General features: G+C 39.5%; 11 protein-coding genes and 1 other annotated feature. Of the genes, 4 read left to right on the top strand and 7 right to left on the bottom strand.

Annotation, left to right across the window (positions count from 1 at the left end; translation table 11 throughout):
• Positions 1-188: 188 nt before the first annotated feature.
• The 3 genes from BLR93_RS14885 to tyrS form a co-directional block, all read right to left on the bottom strand.
• Positions 189-821, bottom strand: coding sequence for a type 1 glutamine amidotransferase family protein (locus BLR93_RS14885; protein ID WP_093216243.1), 633 nt, complete (start codon positions 819-821; stop codon positions 189-191).
• Between the two features lie 74 nt (positions 822-895).
• Positions 896-1,858 carry a helix-turn-helix transcriptional regulator gene (locus BLR93_RS14890; protein ID WP_093216245.1) on the bottom strand — a complete coding sequence of 321 codons (963 nt, stop codon included), beginning with the start codon at positions 1,856-1,858 and terminating at the stop codon, positions 896-898.
• 1,041 nt (positions 1,859-2,899) lie between these two features.
• Positions 2,900-4,171, bottom strand: coding sequence for a tyrosine--tRNA ligase (gene tyrS / locus BLR93_RS14895; RefSeq protein ID WP_093216248.1), 1,272 nt, complete (start codon positions 4,169-4,171; stop codon positions 2,900-2,902).
• A 62-nt stretch (positions 4,172-4,233) separates the two neighbouring features.
• Positions 4,234-4,439 (bottom strand) — a binding site (T-box leader).
• A gap of 161 nt (positions 4,440-4,600) precedes the next feature.
• On the opposite strand from tyrS, the gene BLR93_RS14900 reads away from it, so the two are divergent.
• The 4 genes from BLR93_RS14900 (at position 4,601) to BLR93_RS14915 (ending at position 10,771) form a co-directional block, all read left to right on the top strand.
• A complete protein-coding gene (locus BLR93_RS14900; RefSeq protein ID WP_093216250.1) occupies positions 4,601-7,612 on the top strand; it encodes a transglycosylase domain-containing protein in 3,012 nt (1,003 codons plus the stop codon).
• A 674-nt stretch (positions 7,613-8,286) separates the two neighbouring features.
• The gene (locus BLR93_RS14905; protein WP_093216253.1) at positions 8,287-8,940 is read left to right on the top strand and encodes a GNAT family N-acetyltransferase; all 654 of its coding nucleotides are present in this window, start codon (positions 8,287-8,289) and stop codon (positions 8,938-8,940) included.
• Entirely contained in the window at positions 8,941-9,591 is a 651-nt protein-coding gene (locus tag BLR93_RS14910) for an acetoin utilization AcuB family protein (protein WP_093216255.1), read from the top strand.
• On the top strand, positions 9,584-10,771 hold the full coding sequence (locus BLR93_RS14915; protein WP_093216258.1) for an acetoin utilization protein AcuC: 1,188 nt from the start codon (positions 9,584-9,586) through the stop codon (positions 10,769-10,771). Before BLR93_RS14910 ends, BLR93_RS14915 begins: the two co-directional genes overlap by 8 nt.
• A 53-nt stretch (positions 10,772-10,824) precedes the next feature.
• On the opposite strand, the gene motS is transcribed toward BLR93_RS14915, so the two are convergent.
• The 4 genes from motS to BLR93_RS14935 form a co-directional block, all read right to left on the bottom strand.
• Positions 10,825-11,580 (bottom strand): flagellar motor protein MotS, encoded by a 756-nt coding sequence (gene motS, locus BLR93_RS14920; protein ID WP_093216260.1) that lies wholly within the window; start codon positions 11,578-11,580, stop codon positions 10,825-10,827.
• Positions 11,570-12,394 (bottom strand): flagellar motor protein MotP, encoded by an 825-nt coding sequence (gene motP, locus BLR93_RS14925; protein WP_093216263.1) that lies wholly within the window; start codon positions 12,392-12,394, stop codon positions 11,570-11,572. Before motP ends, motS begins: the two co-directional genes overlap by 11 nt.
• Before the next feature lie 126 nt (positions 12,395-12,520).
• Positions 12,521-13,528: a catabolite control protein A gene (gene ccpA / locus BLR93_RS14930; RefSeq protein WP_093216265.1), complete on the bottom strand. Its 1,008-nt coding sequence runs from the start codon at positions 13,526-13,528 to the stop codon at positions 12,521-12,523.
• Between the two features lie 311 nt (positions 13,529-13,839).
• Positions 13,840-14,898: a bifunctional 3-deoxy-7-phosphoheptulonate synthase/chorismate mutase gene (locus tag BLR93_RS14935; RefSeq protein WP_093216268.1), complete on the bottom strand. Its 1,059-nt coding sequence runs from the start codon at positions 14,896-14,898 to the stop codon at positions 13,840-13,842.
• Between the last annotated feature and the right edge of the window lie 45 nt (positions 14,899-14,943).

A 14,943-nucleotide genomic window follows, 5' to 3' on the forward strand; every position in this document is an offset into this window, starting at 1 on the left:
ATTCATTAATTGGTTTTGTATATTTGCATATAGGGGTAGCGTCAGGAAAATGCGGATTTACAACGATAAGGAAATTCCAAATTAAAAAGCCCAACTTCTCTGCAAAACAAAATAGAGAAAGTGAGCTTTTCAGTTACTACATTATTTTTATTTGAACTAATATAAAACTGCTAAGTTGATTTTTTAGCTCAGCTATTTATTGAATTCATTAACTGGAAGAAGTATTCAGGTTTATGAGTCTTATTTAGGTTATACCATGAGTGTAATGTATCTGGTGCAAATACATCTAATTTTTTCAGTACTTCCACCGCAAATTCCAGAGGAGCTATTCCTGATGCAGTAACTAAATTCGCATCAGATACCGCAGATCCCACCTCATAGAACCTTTCTCCTTTATAGTTAGGACATACCATTTTAGTGTATTCTAAATTATTACTTGTATGCTTTCTAGTATCTAAGTATCCCATATTCGCAAGGGCCTCAGTTGCACCACAAATTGCAGCAACAATAGTGCCAAGCTTTAAAGCTTGGCCAATTCTTTCCAAGATAGGTTGATGAATTTCTTCATTCCAAGTAGTACCTCCTGGTAAAATTAAAAGATCTTTACTCTCAAGAGTACATTCATCAATGAAAATATCTGGTTTTATGCTCAGTCCTCCCATAGTAGTAATCATTTCTTTATTAGCTCCTACTGTAATTACTTTTAAAGGTACTAAATCTTTTTTGAAATATCTTCCTGAGTTTAGTTCAGCAATTAAATATCCATATTCCCAGTCCGACATTGTATTAAATACATATAGAAAAACTTTTTTTGTTTGCATCCAATAACACTCCAATCACAATTGATATAGCTATTATAATATAACCTCCCTGACAGTTAACGTCAGGGAAGTTATTATTCTTGATGAAATTTTATTAATTCCGACAGAACTTCAATAAGTCTTTTCTTAAGACTTATTGGCTCAATAACTTTAATAGATTTATTGTACGGTAAAAGTAAATAAGGTACATATGTATGTATCATATCTTTTTCAAGATGAAAAACTGCTTGGTTTGAAGTCCGTTCTTGTAAATAATGTCCTAAAAACCAATGTTGGCAAATATCAGCCAATACACTTTTATCCCCATTAATAACCAAAGAAATAATCCCTTCCTTATCTTCTATAGTTGGAAGAAGATTTTTTATAAAAAAGTCACGTGCCGGAAAATTTTCTGGCCGGTTAAACTTATTTTCGGTTAGCATTAGACTTTCAATTCGATCTACTCTAAAACTACGGATATCATTTCTAAGATGACAAAATCCAATCATATACCACTTATTATTCCAATAGATAATTCTGTACGGATCGACCAATCTATAATTTAATTGCTTTTCGCCACTTTTATGGTAAAGAATTTTTACTGAGTACCCGTCAGCTAAGGCCTGCTCCAACTCCTTCAAAGAAGATTCCATAGAGAGAGAACTTAATCGACTTATTACTTCAAGACTAGTTAAATGTTGGTTTATCTTTGTTTCCTGCTCTTGATTTGAGTATTTACTTAGTTTTGAAATGGCCCTATTTAGTGCTTCACCTCCATAATATCCGGCTTCTTCTGCAAAAACAGCAGCGTGAAATAGTGAAGTTTGCTCCTCAAAATCAAAAAAAAGAGGAGCCTCAATAAAATTGTTCAATAAAGTGTATCCACCGTTATGTCCTGGTTCTGAAATTATAGGTACGCCACTTGTTGAAATTGTATCAATATAACGATACACAGTCCTTATATTAATTTCTAACTTTTCCGAAATTTGTTTTGCAGTAATTTTTTCACCTGAACGAAGCATCCATAGAATTGCTAACATATTGTCAATTTTAGGCATGTAATTCCACCTCTATATATATAATTAATAACCATCTTACAATACCATATATTTCAAATATTATAATATTGAGCAATCCCCTTATTCCATTAAATGGCCCTATACTTGAACATGAGAGAGATGAGTGTACTAAGCAAACACACTAGTTTGTTTTAGTATAAGTTACTTCACAAATATACAAGAGCATCTATTTTGCTTTAAAAGCATGTCCTCGATAATCTACATTGCTTTAATGAACAATATTCACTTGATTGGGACGACATGGAAGAAAACTATTTATTTCATTGGGATATATCAATGGATCCAGTTATCCCATATATTTTGGGATACTCTATTGAAAATTATAGAAATGCTATAAATGTATCTCAAAGGCACCTTATCACAATCCATTACCGAAGACATCAAGTAGAAGGAGAAGGTTGGAATCTATGTTTATTTGGCTGTTAACAAACCTATTGAATTGAAACAAACATCAATAATATAATAATTAGCTGTTTCTTTTATAAAATTTAGTACATGGTGTTTTTTCTCTTTCTTTATAACAACTCTTGCACTTCAACTTGTGTTTCTTAGGGATTCTAAATACTAGAAGTGTAAAGAAAAAAAGATGAAGATTAGCTTTAATCTTCGTCTTTTTTTATTACTGGAATAACATCAATAAATTATAAAAGCATAAATTTAGATACCGGTAATTTACATTTTTACCTAAAATAGGAAATACTAGGAAATACTAGGAAATACACCACAAGGACTTAGAAGAAGAAACAGTTCAGCTATTCTCTGAAAGTTTAGGTGGGGCCAAAAGTGGGGCCAATTCTGAATAACATCTATATAAACATTGATACGTCAAGGGTTGAGTGGAACGTTGAATTCTACTCTCGTTAATCGTCAGTTAATGAAAAAAGCTTGGCATAAATGCCAAGCTTTTATTTTTTTCAGGCTGTCGGGGAAGTCCCGTCAGCCCTCTCTTTGTCTACTTTCCGAACTTCGATTGTTTCGTGTGTTATAAAAACGGCTGCCCTTCTATGGACAGCCGTTCTTTTATTCAAACCGGATGAGAAAATATTTCTTCTTTCCTCTTCTAATAATCGTGAATTTGTCATCGATGCGTTCTTCTGAACCTATCATCTTGTCCAACTCCTGATGTCGCTCGCCATTGATGTAAATTGCTCCGTTTTTAACATCTTCTCTCGCCTGGCGCTTCGAGGATGAAATGCCTGCTTCTACTAGCAGTTCAACAATATTGGCATCTTCCTTCTGTTTATGATAGGAAGGCACGTCCTTAAAGCCTTGTTCAATTTCTGTCCCGTTAAGCGACTTAATATCACCGCTAAACAATGCGCTTGATATCCTTTTTGCCTCTTCCAGTGCTTCACGCCCATGGACCATTTCAGTCATTTCTTCGGCAAGTCTCGTATGGGCCGTCCGTTTTTCCGGTGCTGTCTGTAACTCTTGTTCCAGGCCAGAAACTTCATTCTTGTCCAGGAAGGTAAAGTAGTTGATAAACTTCAGCACATCACGATCGTCTGTGTTGATCCAGAACTGGTAAAATTCATAAGGCGATGTCTTCTCCGGATCAAGCCAGATAGCGCCGCCGGCTGTTTTCCCGAATTTGGTGCCGTCTGCTTTAGTAATTAACGGCATTGTCAGACCGTACACTTTTGCCTCTTCTTCCTGCTCACTGCGGGTCCGGCGGATTAATTCCATTCCAGCGGTAATATTTCCCCACTGGTCACTGCCGCCGATTTGGAGCGTGCAGTTCTCCTTCTCATAAAGATTTTGAAAGTCCAATGATTGTAAAATCATGTAGCTGAATTCAGTAAAGGATATGCCATGCTGGATTCTTGATTCTACTGATTCTTTGGCAAGCATATAATTAATGCCAAAATGCTTACCTGTATCCCTTAAAAAGTCAATAATTGTCATTTTGGATAGCCATTCAAAATTATTCCGGGCTACGGCTGCATTTTCTCCCTGCTCAAAATCGAGTAGTTTTGCAAGCTGGGCTTCAATTTTTTCACTGAACCCTTTCACTACGTCCGTTTCATTCAAAGCTCTTTCAGTAGATCTTCCGCTTGGATCACCAATTAACCCTGTTCCACCCCCAATTAATGCAATCGGACGATGGCCGGCACGCTGGAACCTCTTTAACATTAAAACAGGAAGTAAATGGCCGATATGAAGGCTGTCAGCAGTTGGATCGAAGCCACAATAAAGTGTTACAACGTTTTCCTGCAAATGTTTCTTAATCCCTGTATCGTCCGTTGTTTGGTGAATCAAACCTCTCTCTTGCAAATCCTGTAATATATCCATCTTACCCTGCTCCTTTTTCGTTTTGGCTGTATTATCTAGAGAACAAAAAAACTCCTCCCATAAAAAGGGACGAGTTGCTCGCGGTACCACCCTTGTTGCATTTTAAAAAATGCCACTTGATCAGTAACGGCCAGGCCAGCCGTCTTCCACTTTCATGGAAGAAGCTCAGGAGTGTAATTCGCAATTAATTATGTACTGCCTTCCAGCAACCGGCAGCTCTCTGTCAACAGGGAATCAATCTGCTACTATATTCCATCTTCGCTTATCTATTTACAATTTTAAAATTTTTGTATTTCTTATGGAGTGATTTTTTTCTAATGATACATTAATACCATATAATTTAAGGAAATGCAATAAAAGACAGTATAAAAACTGTGTCCAAGTTGACTGCTATGCTATAATATAGATTGATATTTAGGAGGTTTTGCAGTGAATTATAAAAATTTTGCGGACAAATATATAGATAAAGTAAAAGAACTCTGGCACAAAGGGAAAATTCAAAAAAGTTTTCGAATCACTTATGACGTCGTCTGGAATGTTGTCCTTTTTTTTCTCATTGTTGGCTGTATTGGGCTTTTCTTTGCGGGAGGTACTGGCGCAGGCTACTTTGCTTCCCTTGTCAAAGACGAACCGGTTAGATCTTCTGCTGATATGCGGGAAGAAATCTATAATTATGAAGAAACATCGGAATTATATTTTGCAGATAATAAATACTTAGGAAACATTCGTTCAGATCTTTATAGAGAAGAAACAACTTTAGAAAAAGTATCCGACCACGTAGAGAATGCAATCATAGCTACAGAGGACTCCTATTTCGAAACGCATAACGGAGTAGTCCCAAAGGCAATTCTCAGAGCGATCTTTCAAGAAGCAACCAATTCATCTGTAAAAACCGGTGGAAGTACTCTGACTCAACAATTAATCAAAAACCAAATATTGACGAACGAGGTTTCCTTTGAAAGGAAGGCAAAAGAAATATTGCTGGCCATGAGGCTGGAAAAATCTCTAACGAAAGATGAAATATTAGAAGCTTATTTGAATATTGTACCATTTGGAAGAGATGCTTCAGGCAACAATATTGCTGGTATTGAAACAGCGGCCCAAGGGATTTTCGGGATTGATGCTAGTGAAGTTAATTTGCCACAAGCGGCATACCTTGCAGGACTTCCTCAAAGTCCCTCCTACTATACTCCATTTACCAATGGAGGCGAACAGAAAAGCGAGGAAGCGATCCAGCCTGGATTAAATCGGATGCAGTCGGTACTGAGCCGGATGCTTGAAGCTGGCTATATAACGGAAGAAGAATACAAGAAAGCGTCAGCATATGATATAACAGCAGACTTTACAGAACCGACCAAAACCCCCTTAGATCAATATCCTTATTTAACAAATGAGGTGGAAGAAAGAGCTAAAGAAATTATCACACTGCAACTGGCAGAACAAGATGGCTATACGGAAGAAGATATAAAAAATAACGAGTCCTTACGTGAAGAATACCGTATTCTTGCAGACCGTAATTTACGGAGAAGCGGTTATAAAATCCATACTACGATAAATAAAGAAATCTATGATGAATTTCAAAGAATAGGAAAAGAATACGATAATTACGGTCCTGACAAACCGGAAACCATTATTGACCCAAAGACTGGCGAAGAAACAACCATTATGGAACCTGTACAGGCAGCTGGAATGCTGATTGAAAATAAAACGGGAAAGATTATAAGTTTTCTTGGCGGCAGAGGCTATGATACTTCTGAAGTTAACCATGCCACTGATACGGTAAGAAATAACGGTAGTACAATGAAACCGTTATTGGTATACGGCCCTGCCATGGAAGCCGGTGCCATCCAGCCGGGCTCCGTTGTACTGGATGTCCACCTTAATCAAAAATATCCACAACTCCCTAGGAATTGGCCTAAAAACTATTCAGGGAATTACCATGGACTAGTTACTGCCAGAGAAGCACTCAAAAAATCTTACAACATACCAGCAGTGACTACTTATACAGAAATAATCGATAGTGATCCTGCTGCAAATTATTTAGAAAAAATGGGTTTTACATCCTTAACAGCTGAAGATCACACCAATGCTTCACTTGCGATAGGTTCCATGGGCAAAGGTGTAACAGTTGAAGAGAATACCAATGCTTTTTCCACCTTCGGAAACAATGGTAAATTTGTCGATGCTTATATGATTGAAAAGATTGAAACAAATGAAGGCGAAGTACTTTTTGAGCATGAAACCAAAGAAGTTGAGGTCTTCTCACCTCAGACGAATTATCTCACAGTTGATATGATGAGAGACGTACTAAACAGTGGTACAGCTACTTATACTCAATCCCGCTTAACTAATAAAGGTGTAGATTGGGCTGGTAAAACTGGTACATCGGTCGATTGGTGGGATGCCTGGTTTGTTGCAACCAATCCTAATGTGACCATGGGTAGCTGGATTGGCTACGACACCCCGAAAGAGCTCACTTGTAATTCGCAGTATCCTTGTAGTACAGGATACAGCAATCGTAATATCGGTCTATGGTCGGAATTGGTAAATGCAGCAACAAAAATTGACCCTGAGCTTATGGCTCCGGAAAACAACTTCAGCAGACCAGATGGCATCCAGGAGAGATCTTTCTGCCGCACATCGGGAATGAAGCCATCTGACCTTTGCCAGGACATTGGTTTAGTCAGCTCTGATATCTTTAATGCTAAATATACTCCGGCTAAGGAAGATAATAGTCTTGTCAGTGGTAACTTTGTCAAAATAGATGGCAAAACGGTTGCTGCTGGAAAAAATACCCCTTCCGAGTTTACTAGCGGAGATGGCGTTTCATTTAATGCTGACTGGCTGAAGGAAACGATGTACAATACGCTCAGTGATTTATCCCTGTTAAGGCCAAGAGGTGCTAGCGGTGGATGGGATGATATTGCTTTTACCTCGGGAGATAAAAGGTCTTCTGATATTAAAGATGATGGGAAAGCGCCAAGTGCACCTGGCTCCCTCTCAAATAGCGGGAAAAACCTGAAATGGAAGAAGTCATCAAGTAATGACGTAGTAGGTTACCGAATCTTCCGCGCCGATCGGTCTGGCGGATCTTTCAGCTTGATAGGCAATACTACCGATACTAGCTTTAAGGTTCCAAGCAATGGTGCTGTCTATCATGTGAAAGCTGTAGACTACTTTGGCAGAGAATCATCAGCTTCAAAAACAATACAAATCGGCGATATCAAGGAAGACGATGATTCAAAGAAAAACAAGGAACGCAAGGATGAAAAGAACCAGGAAGATGAAGAAGAAGAAGAGCAAGAACAGGAAGAGGATGATTCTTCCAATTCCGATGAAGAGGAACAAACAGACGAAGGTAGTGGTTCTTCGGACGAGGAAACACCAAACGATGATGAGGCCAACGAAGAAGAAAGTGGTCAACAAGGCGATCAGGAATAAATGAGAACCCCTTGCGAAAAGGGAGGGGACTGAAAAGCTGAAGCTCTATGATAGGTAGAATTTTAAAAAAGCGGTCTGTGTGGGATTTTATTTCCATACAGACCGCTTTTCGTCTAACTTCAAGAGGTTTGTGCCCTCTATTCCTTCATTCGTTTAACGATCTGTTTCATTTGCCGTGAAAAATCGCCATTGCCCCTTGAATGCACATCCTTCGAGATTCGAAGTTGAGGCGATCTCATATCCGTGTCTATGCTTCCATTCGCTGTTTTTTAATTGGCCTCTGTTGCTTCCGCGAAGGGCAATCGGTGGTGACACCTGCAGGAACAGCACGAGCCGAAGTTCCACTTGGTCAAGTGATCTTCTTGACCAAGTTAGTTGAGGCCGTGCTCGCGGCAAGCGTCGACCGACAAGCTGTTCGTGAAATCAACAACAAACGTTGACAGCCCATTTAGACTAAAAAGGACTTTTTCAGGGGCCTCGCGAAAAGCAAGGGGGTTTTTCTAAGCAATAACATGTTCCAATCAATATAATAGTAGACCAAACCGTTTGATAAACGAGCATTGATATCCCTATTCCCCCGCTGACCGTTTTTCTAGTTAACTTTGCCCTTGTTTCCATCGTTTCTTATTTCCTGTATAATATTTAAAGAACGAGATTCCATAGGTGGTGTAATCGTGAAGCATAAAAAAAACTACCAATCTTTGAAACTGGAAACGGAAAAAGGCGAAATAACGATCGAAGGACCACTTTCTTCTCCAGAGTTAATGAATTTTAACTTTCACGAAGGGCTGAACGCCTTCCGTCCAGCAAAGAAGCAGTTTAAGGCAATCCAAGAGATTGCAGACTTTGATGAAGGCAGAATAATTATTGCGCGTACCGAGGATACCATTATTGGCTATGTAACATATTTATATCCCGATCCATTAGAACGCTGGTCAGAATTTAAAATGGAGGACTTAATAGAATTGGGAGCAATAGAAATAGCTGCCTCTTTTCGCGGCCACAAAATAGGCTCCCGCTTATTGATGGTTTCTATGTTAGATGAAGAGATGGAAAACTATATTGTTATCTCAACAGAATATTACTGGCACTGGGACTTAAAGGGCAAGCAGCTGAGTGTATGGGATTACCGAAAAGTAATGGAAAAAATGATGTTTGTCGGCGGTTTGACCCCATCTCCTACGGACGATCCGGAAATTGTTTCCCATCCAGCTAATTGTTTGATGGTAAGAATAGGGAGCAATGTTCCTGAAAGCTCAATTGAAAAATTCGATCGTCTGCGGTTCTTACAGCGAGAGAAATACCGTTCGTTAAGGGAGGGAATCTGAATGCTTGTTGAAGAAATAATGAATACCAATGTAATCAGCTTATCTCCCGATTCTTCCATCGAAGAAGCCTTGAAACTTCTTAATCACTATCATATTCGCCATATCCCAATTGTGGATGAAAACGATCAAGTGATTGGAATTGTTTCAGACCGGGATGTCCGCGACGCAAGCCCTTCTATTTTTACTAGCGGTGATCATTTCCGGGAATTACAGCACCGAATCAAGACAATCATGAGCCATCCTGTCCATACTATACATCCGCTTGATTTTGTTGAGGAGATTGCCGCGATCTTCTATGAACACGAATTTGCTTGTCTGCCAGTCGTCAGAAATAATAAGCTGGTGGGAATGGTAACAGAAAAAGATATGCTTTATACCATGATACAATTAACCGGCACAAATGTTCAAAGCTCACAAATAGAGGTTAAGGTTCCCCACAGGGCAGGGATACTTCCAGAAGTGGCCAGTATATTTGGAAAACGGAAAACAAACATAACTTCTGTCCTGATCTATCCATATAAGGATGATCCAAATTTTAAAATACTCGTTTTTAGATTTCAAACAATGAATCCGCTGCCAATCATTGAAGACTTAAAGGCTGCTGACTATGAAGTCCTTTGGCCAAATTCACAGGTGTCCAAAGATGAATAAAGAACAGGCTGCCTTTATCTACTCAGAAGCATTTACTGATTATCACTTTAATTCCGATCATCCATTTAATCAGCAGCGGGTTGTGATGACGAAAGAACTGTTAGAAGCAGAAGGCCAACTGAAAGAGAATCATTTAATAAAACCGCGGACGGCCACAGTAGAAGAATTAGCCCTTGTTCATGATAAGCGTTATATTGAAGCCGTTATCAAAGCCAGCAATGGGAACCTTAGCCAGGAAGAAGGCTGGAAGTTCGGATTGGGAACTGAAGATACTCCCATGTTCAGCAATATGCACGAATCGGCCTCCCTCCTTGTAGGCGGTACTTTGACAGCTGTTGACACCGTGTTGAACAAACAAGCGTCACATGCGTTAAATTTAGGCGGCGGCTTACATCACGGTTTTAAAAGAAAAGCCTCTGGCTTCTGCATTTATAATGATGGGGCAGTAGCAATAAAGTATATCCGCGAGAACTATAATCTGCGGGTATTATACGTAGATACGGACGCCCACCACGGCGATGGTGTCCAGGCTTTGTTTTACGATGATCCGGAAGTATGTACTTTATCCATTCATGAAACAGGAAGATATTTATTCCCTGGTACAGGAAATATAAACGAACGCGGCTTAAAAACGGGCTATGGATATACGTTTAACTTTCCAATCGATGCTTTCACTGAAGATGAATCTTATTTATCAGTATATGAATCCGCTTTCAAAGAAGTGGCAGAGTATTTTCAGCCAGACGTTATTATTACTCAAAATGGCGTAGATGCACATTGTTATGATCCATTAACCCATCTATGCTCCACCATGAAAACATTTGAACAAATCCCCCTTCTCGCACGGCGCCTCGCTAATCAATATTGTGAAGGCAGGTGGATCGCATTAGGGGGAGGCGGGTACGACATCTGGCGAGTAGTTCCGAGAGCTTGGGGCCAACTATGGAGCGTGATGCTAACAGGGGAAATTATTACCGGAAGGCTGCCTGCTTCATGGAAGGCCAAATGGGAGCAACTTTCCCCTGTCAGCTTGCCGGATGATTGGCATGATGCTTCGGATATCTATCAAAAGATACCCAGAAAATTGGAGATTACTGAAAAAAACGAAAAAATGCTTCAACAGTGCTTACAATATTGCAGAAATAAAAAGCATTTTAACAGTGTCCATTGCGAAAAATAGGTTTTTCCATTTAAAAAAGGATGGAATGAATTCCATCCTTTGATGATCTATACCTAGCCTGGATTTCCCTGTTGCAAAATAACGATTTCCACGCGCCTGTTTTTCGCCCAATTTTCGGGAGAATCATTGGCAACCAATGGCCTGGTATCTCCATAGCCTGCTGCACTGAAACGACTTTCGTCAATTGAGCCGTTTTCAATGACATAGCGGATCACACTGCTAGCCCTTGCTGAAGAGAGCTCCCAATTGGAAGGAAAGCGATAATTAGAGATCGGCCGGTCATCCGTATGACCTTCGACTCTTACCTTATTCGGGATGTTACTTAATAAAGTATCAACTTTATCCAGTAAGGATTTACCTTCATCAATAATATTCGCTTCTCCAGACTCAAACAGCACCTTTTCCTGCAAAATCAACACAACACCCTCGTCCGTCCGATTAGCAGTAATCACATTATTTAGGTCGTTTTCATCCAAAAAAGCAGTCACTTTTTTCAACAGCTCATCAATAGATTCCTGATGATCATCCGCATCTTTTGTTTCTTCCACTTGATCTTCTTCCGTTTTCTCTTCACTGTCCCTCTTGTCTGTACTCTCGGCAGGGTTTTCCATCGGGACTGGAGAAGGAGAATAATCAAAGATCATGTTGTTCTTAAAAGACTCAGCCAATGCCTCGAACTTTACTAAGTCGATTTGGGACATAGAAAACAACAAAATAAAAAAAACTAAAATTAAGGTGACCATATCGGCATATGTAATCATCCACTTCGGAGTACCTTTATTCGACCGTCTTTTCTTTCTAAGCTTCATGAACGGATTCTCCCATGAATTCCTCTTCAGCTTGTTTGCCTGCCTTCTGTTTCATTTCATTAGATAAGAAGGCGCTAAGCTTTTCTTCAAGAATTCGGGGATTTTGGCCTGATTGAATACCAATGACACCTTCTATTACTATTTGTTTAAAAAATATTTCTTCATCTGTCTTATTTTCTAATTTGCCTGCCATCGGAATAAAAACTAAATTAGCAAGCACTGTCCCATAAAAAGTAGTTAATAGGGCTACTGCCATATTAGGGCCTAATGTAGAAGGGTCCTGCAGGTTATTCAGCATAAGCACAAGACCGATCAATGTTCCAATCATTCCCCAAGCAGGAGCATATTCTCCTGCTTTTTCCAGAATCGTTCTCCCTTTTAGGTGGCGCTCTTCCAGGGCGGCAATTTCGGCACTCATAATATCATTTATCATTTCCGGCTCAATTCCATCTACCGCAAGTAGAATCCCTTTTTTCAAAAAAGGATCGTCTACATCTTCTAACTCATTTTCCAGAGTAAGCAAACCTTCCCTTCTGGCTCTTTCCGACAAGCGGGTAAACAAGCTAATCAACTCAGGAAGGCTTTGTTCATTTTTATGAAATGCCTCTTTTAATACATACCGTGTCAGCTTTAACTGTTCTAAATTAAAATTAATTAAGATAGCTGCAGCTAGTCCGCCGATAACAATCAATATAGAGGACACTTGGACAAATGACGAAAATCCACCACTGCCCCCACTTGCCAAAATGCCGAACATTAGCATGACGAAACCTAAGGTAATGCCGATTGGAGTCAAGATGTCTCTTTTTTTCATACACTCTCTCCCTAACTAATAATGAACCAAAAGTGTCGTATATTCCTGCACCCGGTTTTACCAACCATTAGGATTTATTTGTTGGAAGGCCAGTACCTCTTGCATGGCACTAAATCTGCCTGTTTATTAGCTCTTACTGGATTTTGTTGAGTTTCTCTCAATAATCCGATGGGGTAAAATAATGTTTTGGTCACTAACCTCTTCTTTATTCATATATTTGGTCAACAATCTCATTGCAACTGCACCAATATCATACATCGGCTGAACAATTGTCGATAATGTCGGGCGAACCATCGTTGCTAAGCGAGTATTGTCGAAACCAAACACTTCAATATCCTCAGGAACCTTTAATCCTCTGTCCTGCGCACCATGAATGACACCTAGCGCCATTTCATCAGAAGCAACAAAGATGCTTGTCGGTTTTTTGTCTAAAGACATTAACTGATCAAGCGCCTCCATACCAGAATCGTAAGTATAGTCACCCTTAATAATCAAATCTTCGTTGACTGTGACATTTTTTTCTTTAAGTGCTCTCATGTAACCATTGAATTTCTGGGTGTTAATTTCCGTTTCTTCCGTTGCTGAAACGAACGCAGGATGTTCATTACCATGCTCAAGCAGAAGAAATGCAGCCTCGTACGCAGCTTGTTCATAATCAATATTTACCGATGGGACTGTTTGTGATTCATCTATAGTTGCAGCAAGCGCTACAGGGACGGGCGAGCTTTTAAATTGGTTTACGTGATCTTCGGTAATTTTACCGCCCATAAAGACAATGCCATCCACCTGTTTTTCCAGCATCGTATTAATTAAATGTAATTCCTTGTCTTTGTTTTGGTCTGAATTGCTTAAGATAATATTGTAATTATACATGGTAGCAATATCTTCAATCCCTCTTGCTAGCTCCGCAAAAAATATACTGGAAATGTCTGGGATGATTGCACCCACGGTGGTTGTTTTTTTGCTGGCCAATCCCCGGGCAACAGCATTTGGACGATAACCTAAACGCTCAATCGTATTTAAAACTTTTTTACGTGTAGCCGGTTTTACATTCGGATTTCCATTCACTACTCTTGATACTGTCGCCATCGAGACGTTTGCTTCTCTGGCTACATCATATATTGTTATATTCATAAGTAAAAAACCTCCTATATCTAGTTCTTTGTCGCAAACTGCTTTTCATTAATAATACGATACTCGACAGGCTTCCGCAATGTTTGCATTACCAATAAAGCAAAAATAAGTAATGCAGCGCAGACACAAGAAGTTGATCGGCGAGCAATTCCTTCTAAGTAAAAGCGCAAGACAACCCTCCGGTTTGAAGACGAACCGTTTTAAGCCCTCCTGCCCTATTTTTTATTGATTTTTGTTCATTTAAACATTATGAAGCCCTCACCATATAATAGCAGGCAAGGGCTTCAAATACAAAGCAATGAATCTTGTTATTATTTTTTTAATTCTGCCATAAAACGATTGAATGTTTCAATATCCATTTGCTGCGCAGAGTCAGACAAGGCCACAGCCGGGTCAGGGTGAACTTCTGCCATCACACCATCGGCTCCAATAGCGAGTGCTGCCTTGGCAGCAGGTAGCAACAAGTCTCTCCGTCCAGTAGAATGGGTCACATCCACCATGACTGGAAGGTGGGTCTCCTGCTTCAAGATAGGTACAGCTGTAATGTCCAACGTGTTCCTTGTAGCTTTTTCATAAGTACGAATTCCTCTTTCACACAGAATAATATTGCCGTTCCCTTTAGAAATAATGTACTCTGCCGCATTAATGAATTCGGAAATCGTGGCCGATAGTCCTCTTTTTAGCAAGACAGGCTTATCAACTTCACCTGCTGCTTTTAACAATTCAAAGTTCTGCATGTTTCTTGCGCCTATCTGAATAACATCAATATAGTCAACAGCCTTTTCTATATCAGCTGGATTGACAATTTCACTTACTACAGCTAATCCGAATTCATCAGCTACCTTTTTCAATATTTGCAAACCTTCCAAACCTAAACCTTGGAAATCATATGGCGAGGTTCTTGGTTTGAATGCTCCGCCTCTTAACAGCTTCAATCCCTGCTTTTTGACAGCATCTGCCACTTTGGCCACTTGGTCATAACTTTCTACGGCACAAGGTCCCATAATAAAGTGCTGTTCCCCGTCTCCAAATTTTTCGCCATTGATATCTATAATGGTATTGTCCGGCTTTTTCTTTCTGGAAACAAGCAACGCTTTACGATGGTCGTCTTCTTGTAACTCAAGGCTTGCCTTGAAAATTTCCTTAAACAGCGCTTCTAAGGTAGAGTTTTCAAAAGGACCATTATTGTGGTCTGTAATTAAATCCAACATTGCCCTTTCCCTGACAGGGTCAAAACGATTAGCACCTTGTTTATCTTTAACTTGCCCAATTTCCTGGACAAGCTCTGCTCTCTTGTTAATAAGATCAAGAATTTCCAGATTCACTTGATCCAGTTTGCCGCGCAGCTGATCTAATTGTTCATTACTCACTGTCAAATTCCCCCTTGGTTATGTAATAATAGAAAGTAGTAGAAT

This window comes from Sediminibacillus albus, from assembly GCF_900101125.1.
GTDB lineage: Bacteria > Bacillota > Bacilli > Bacillales > Amphibacillaceae > Sediminibacillus > Sediminibacillus albus.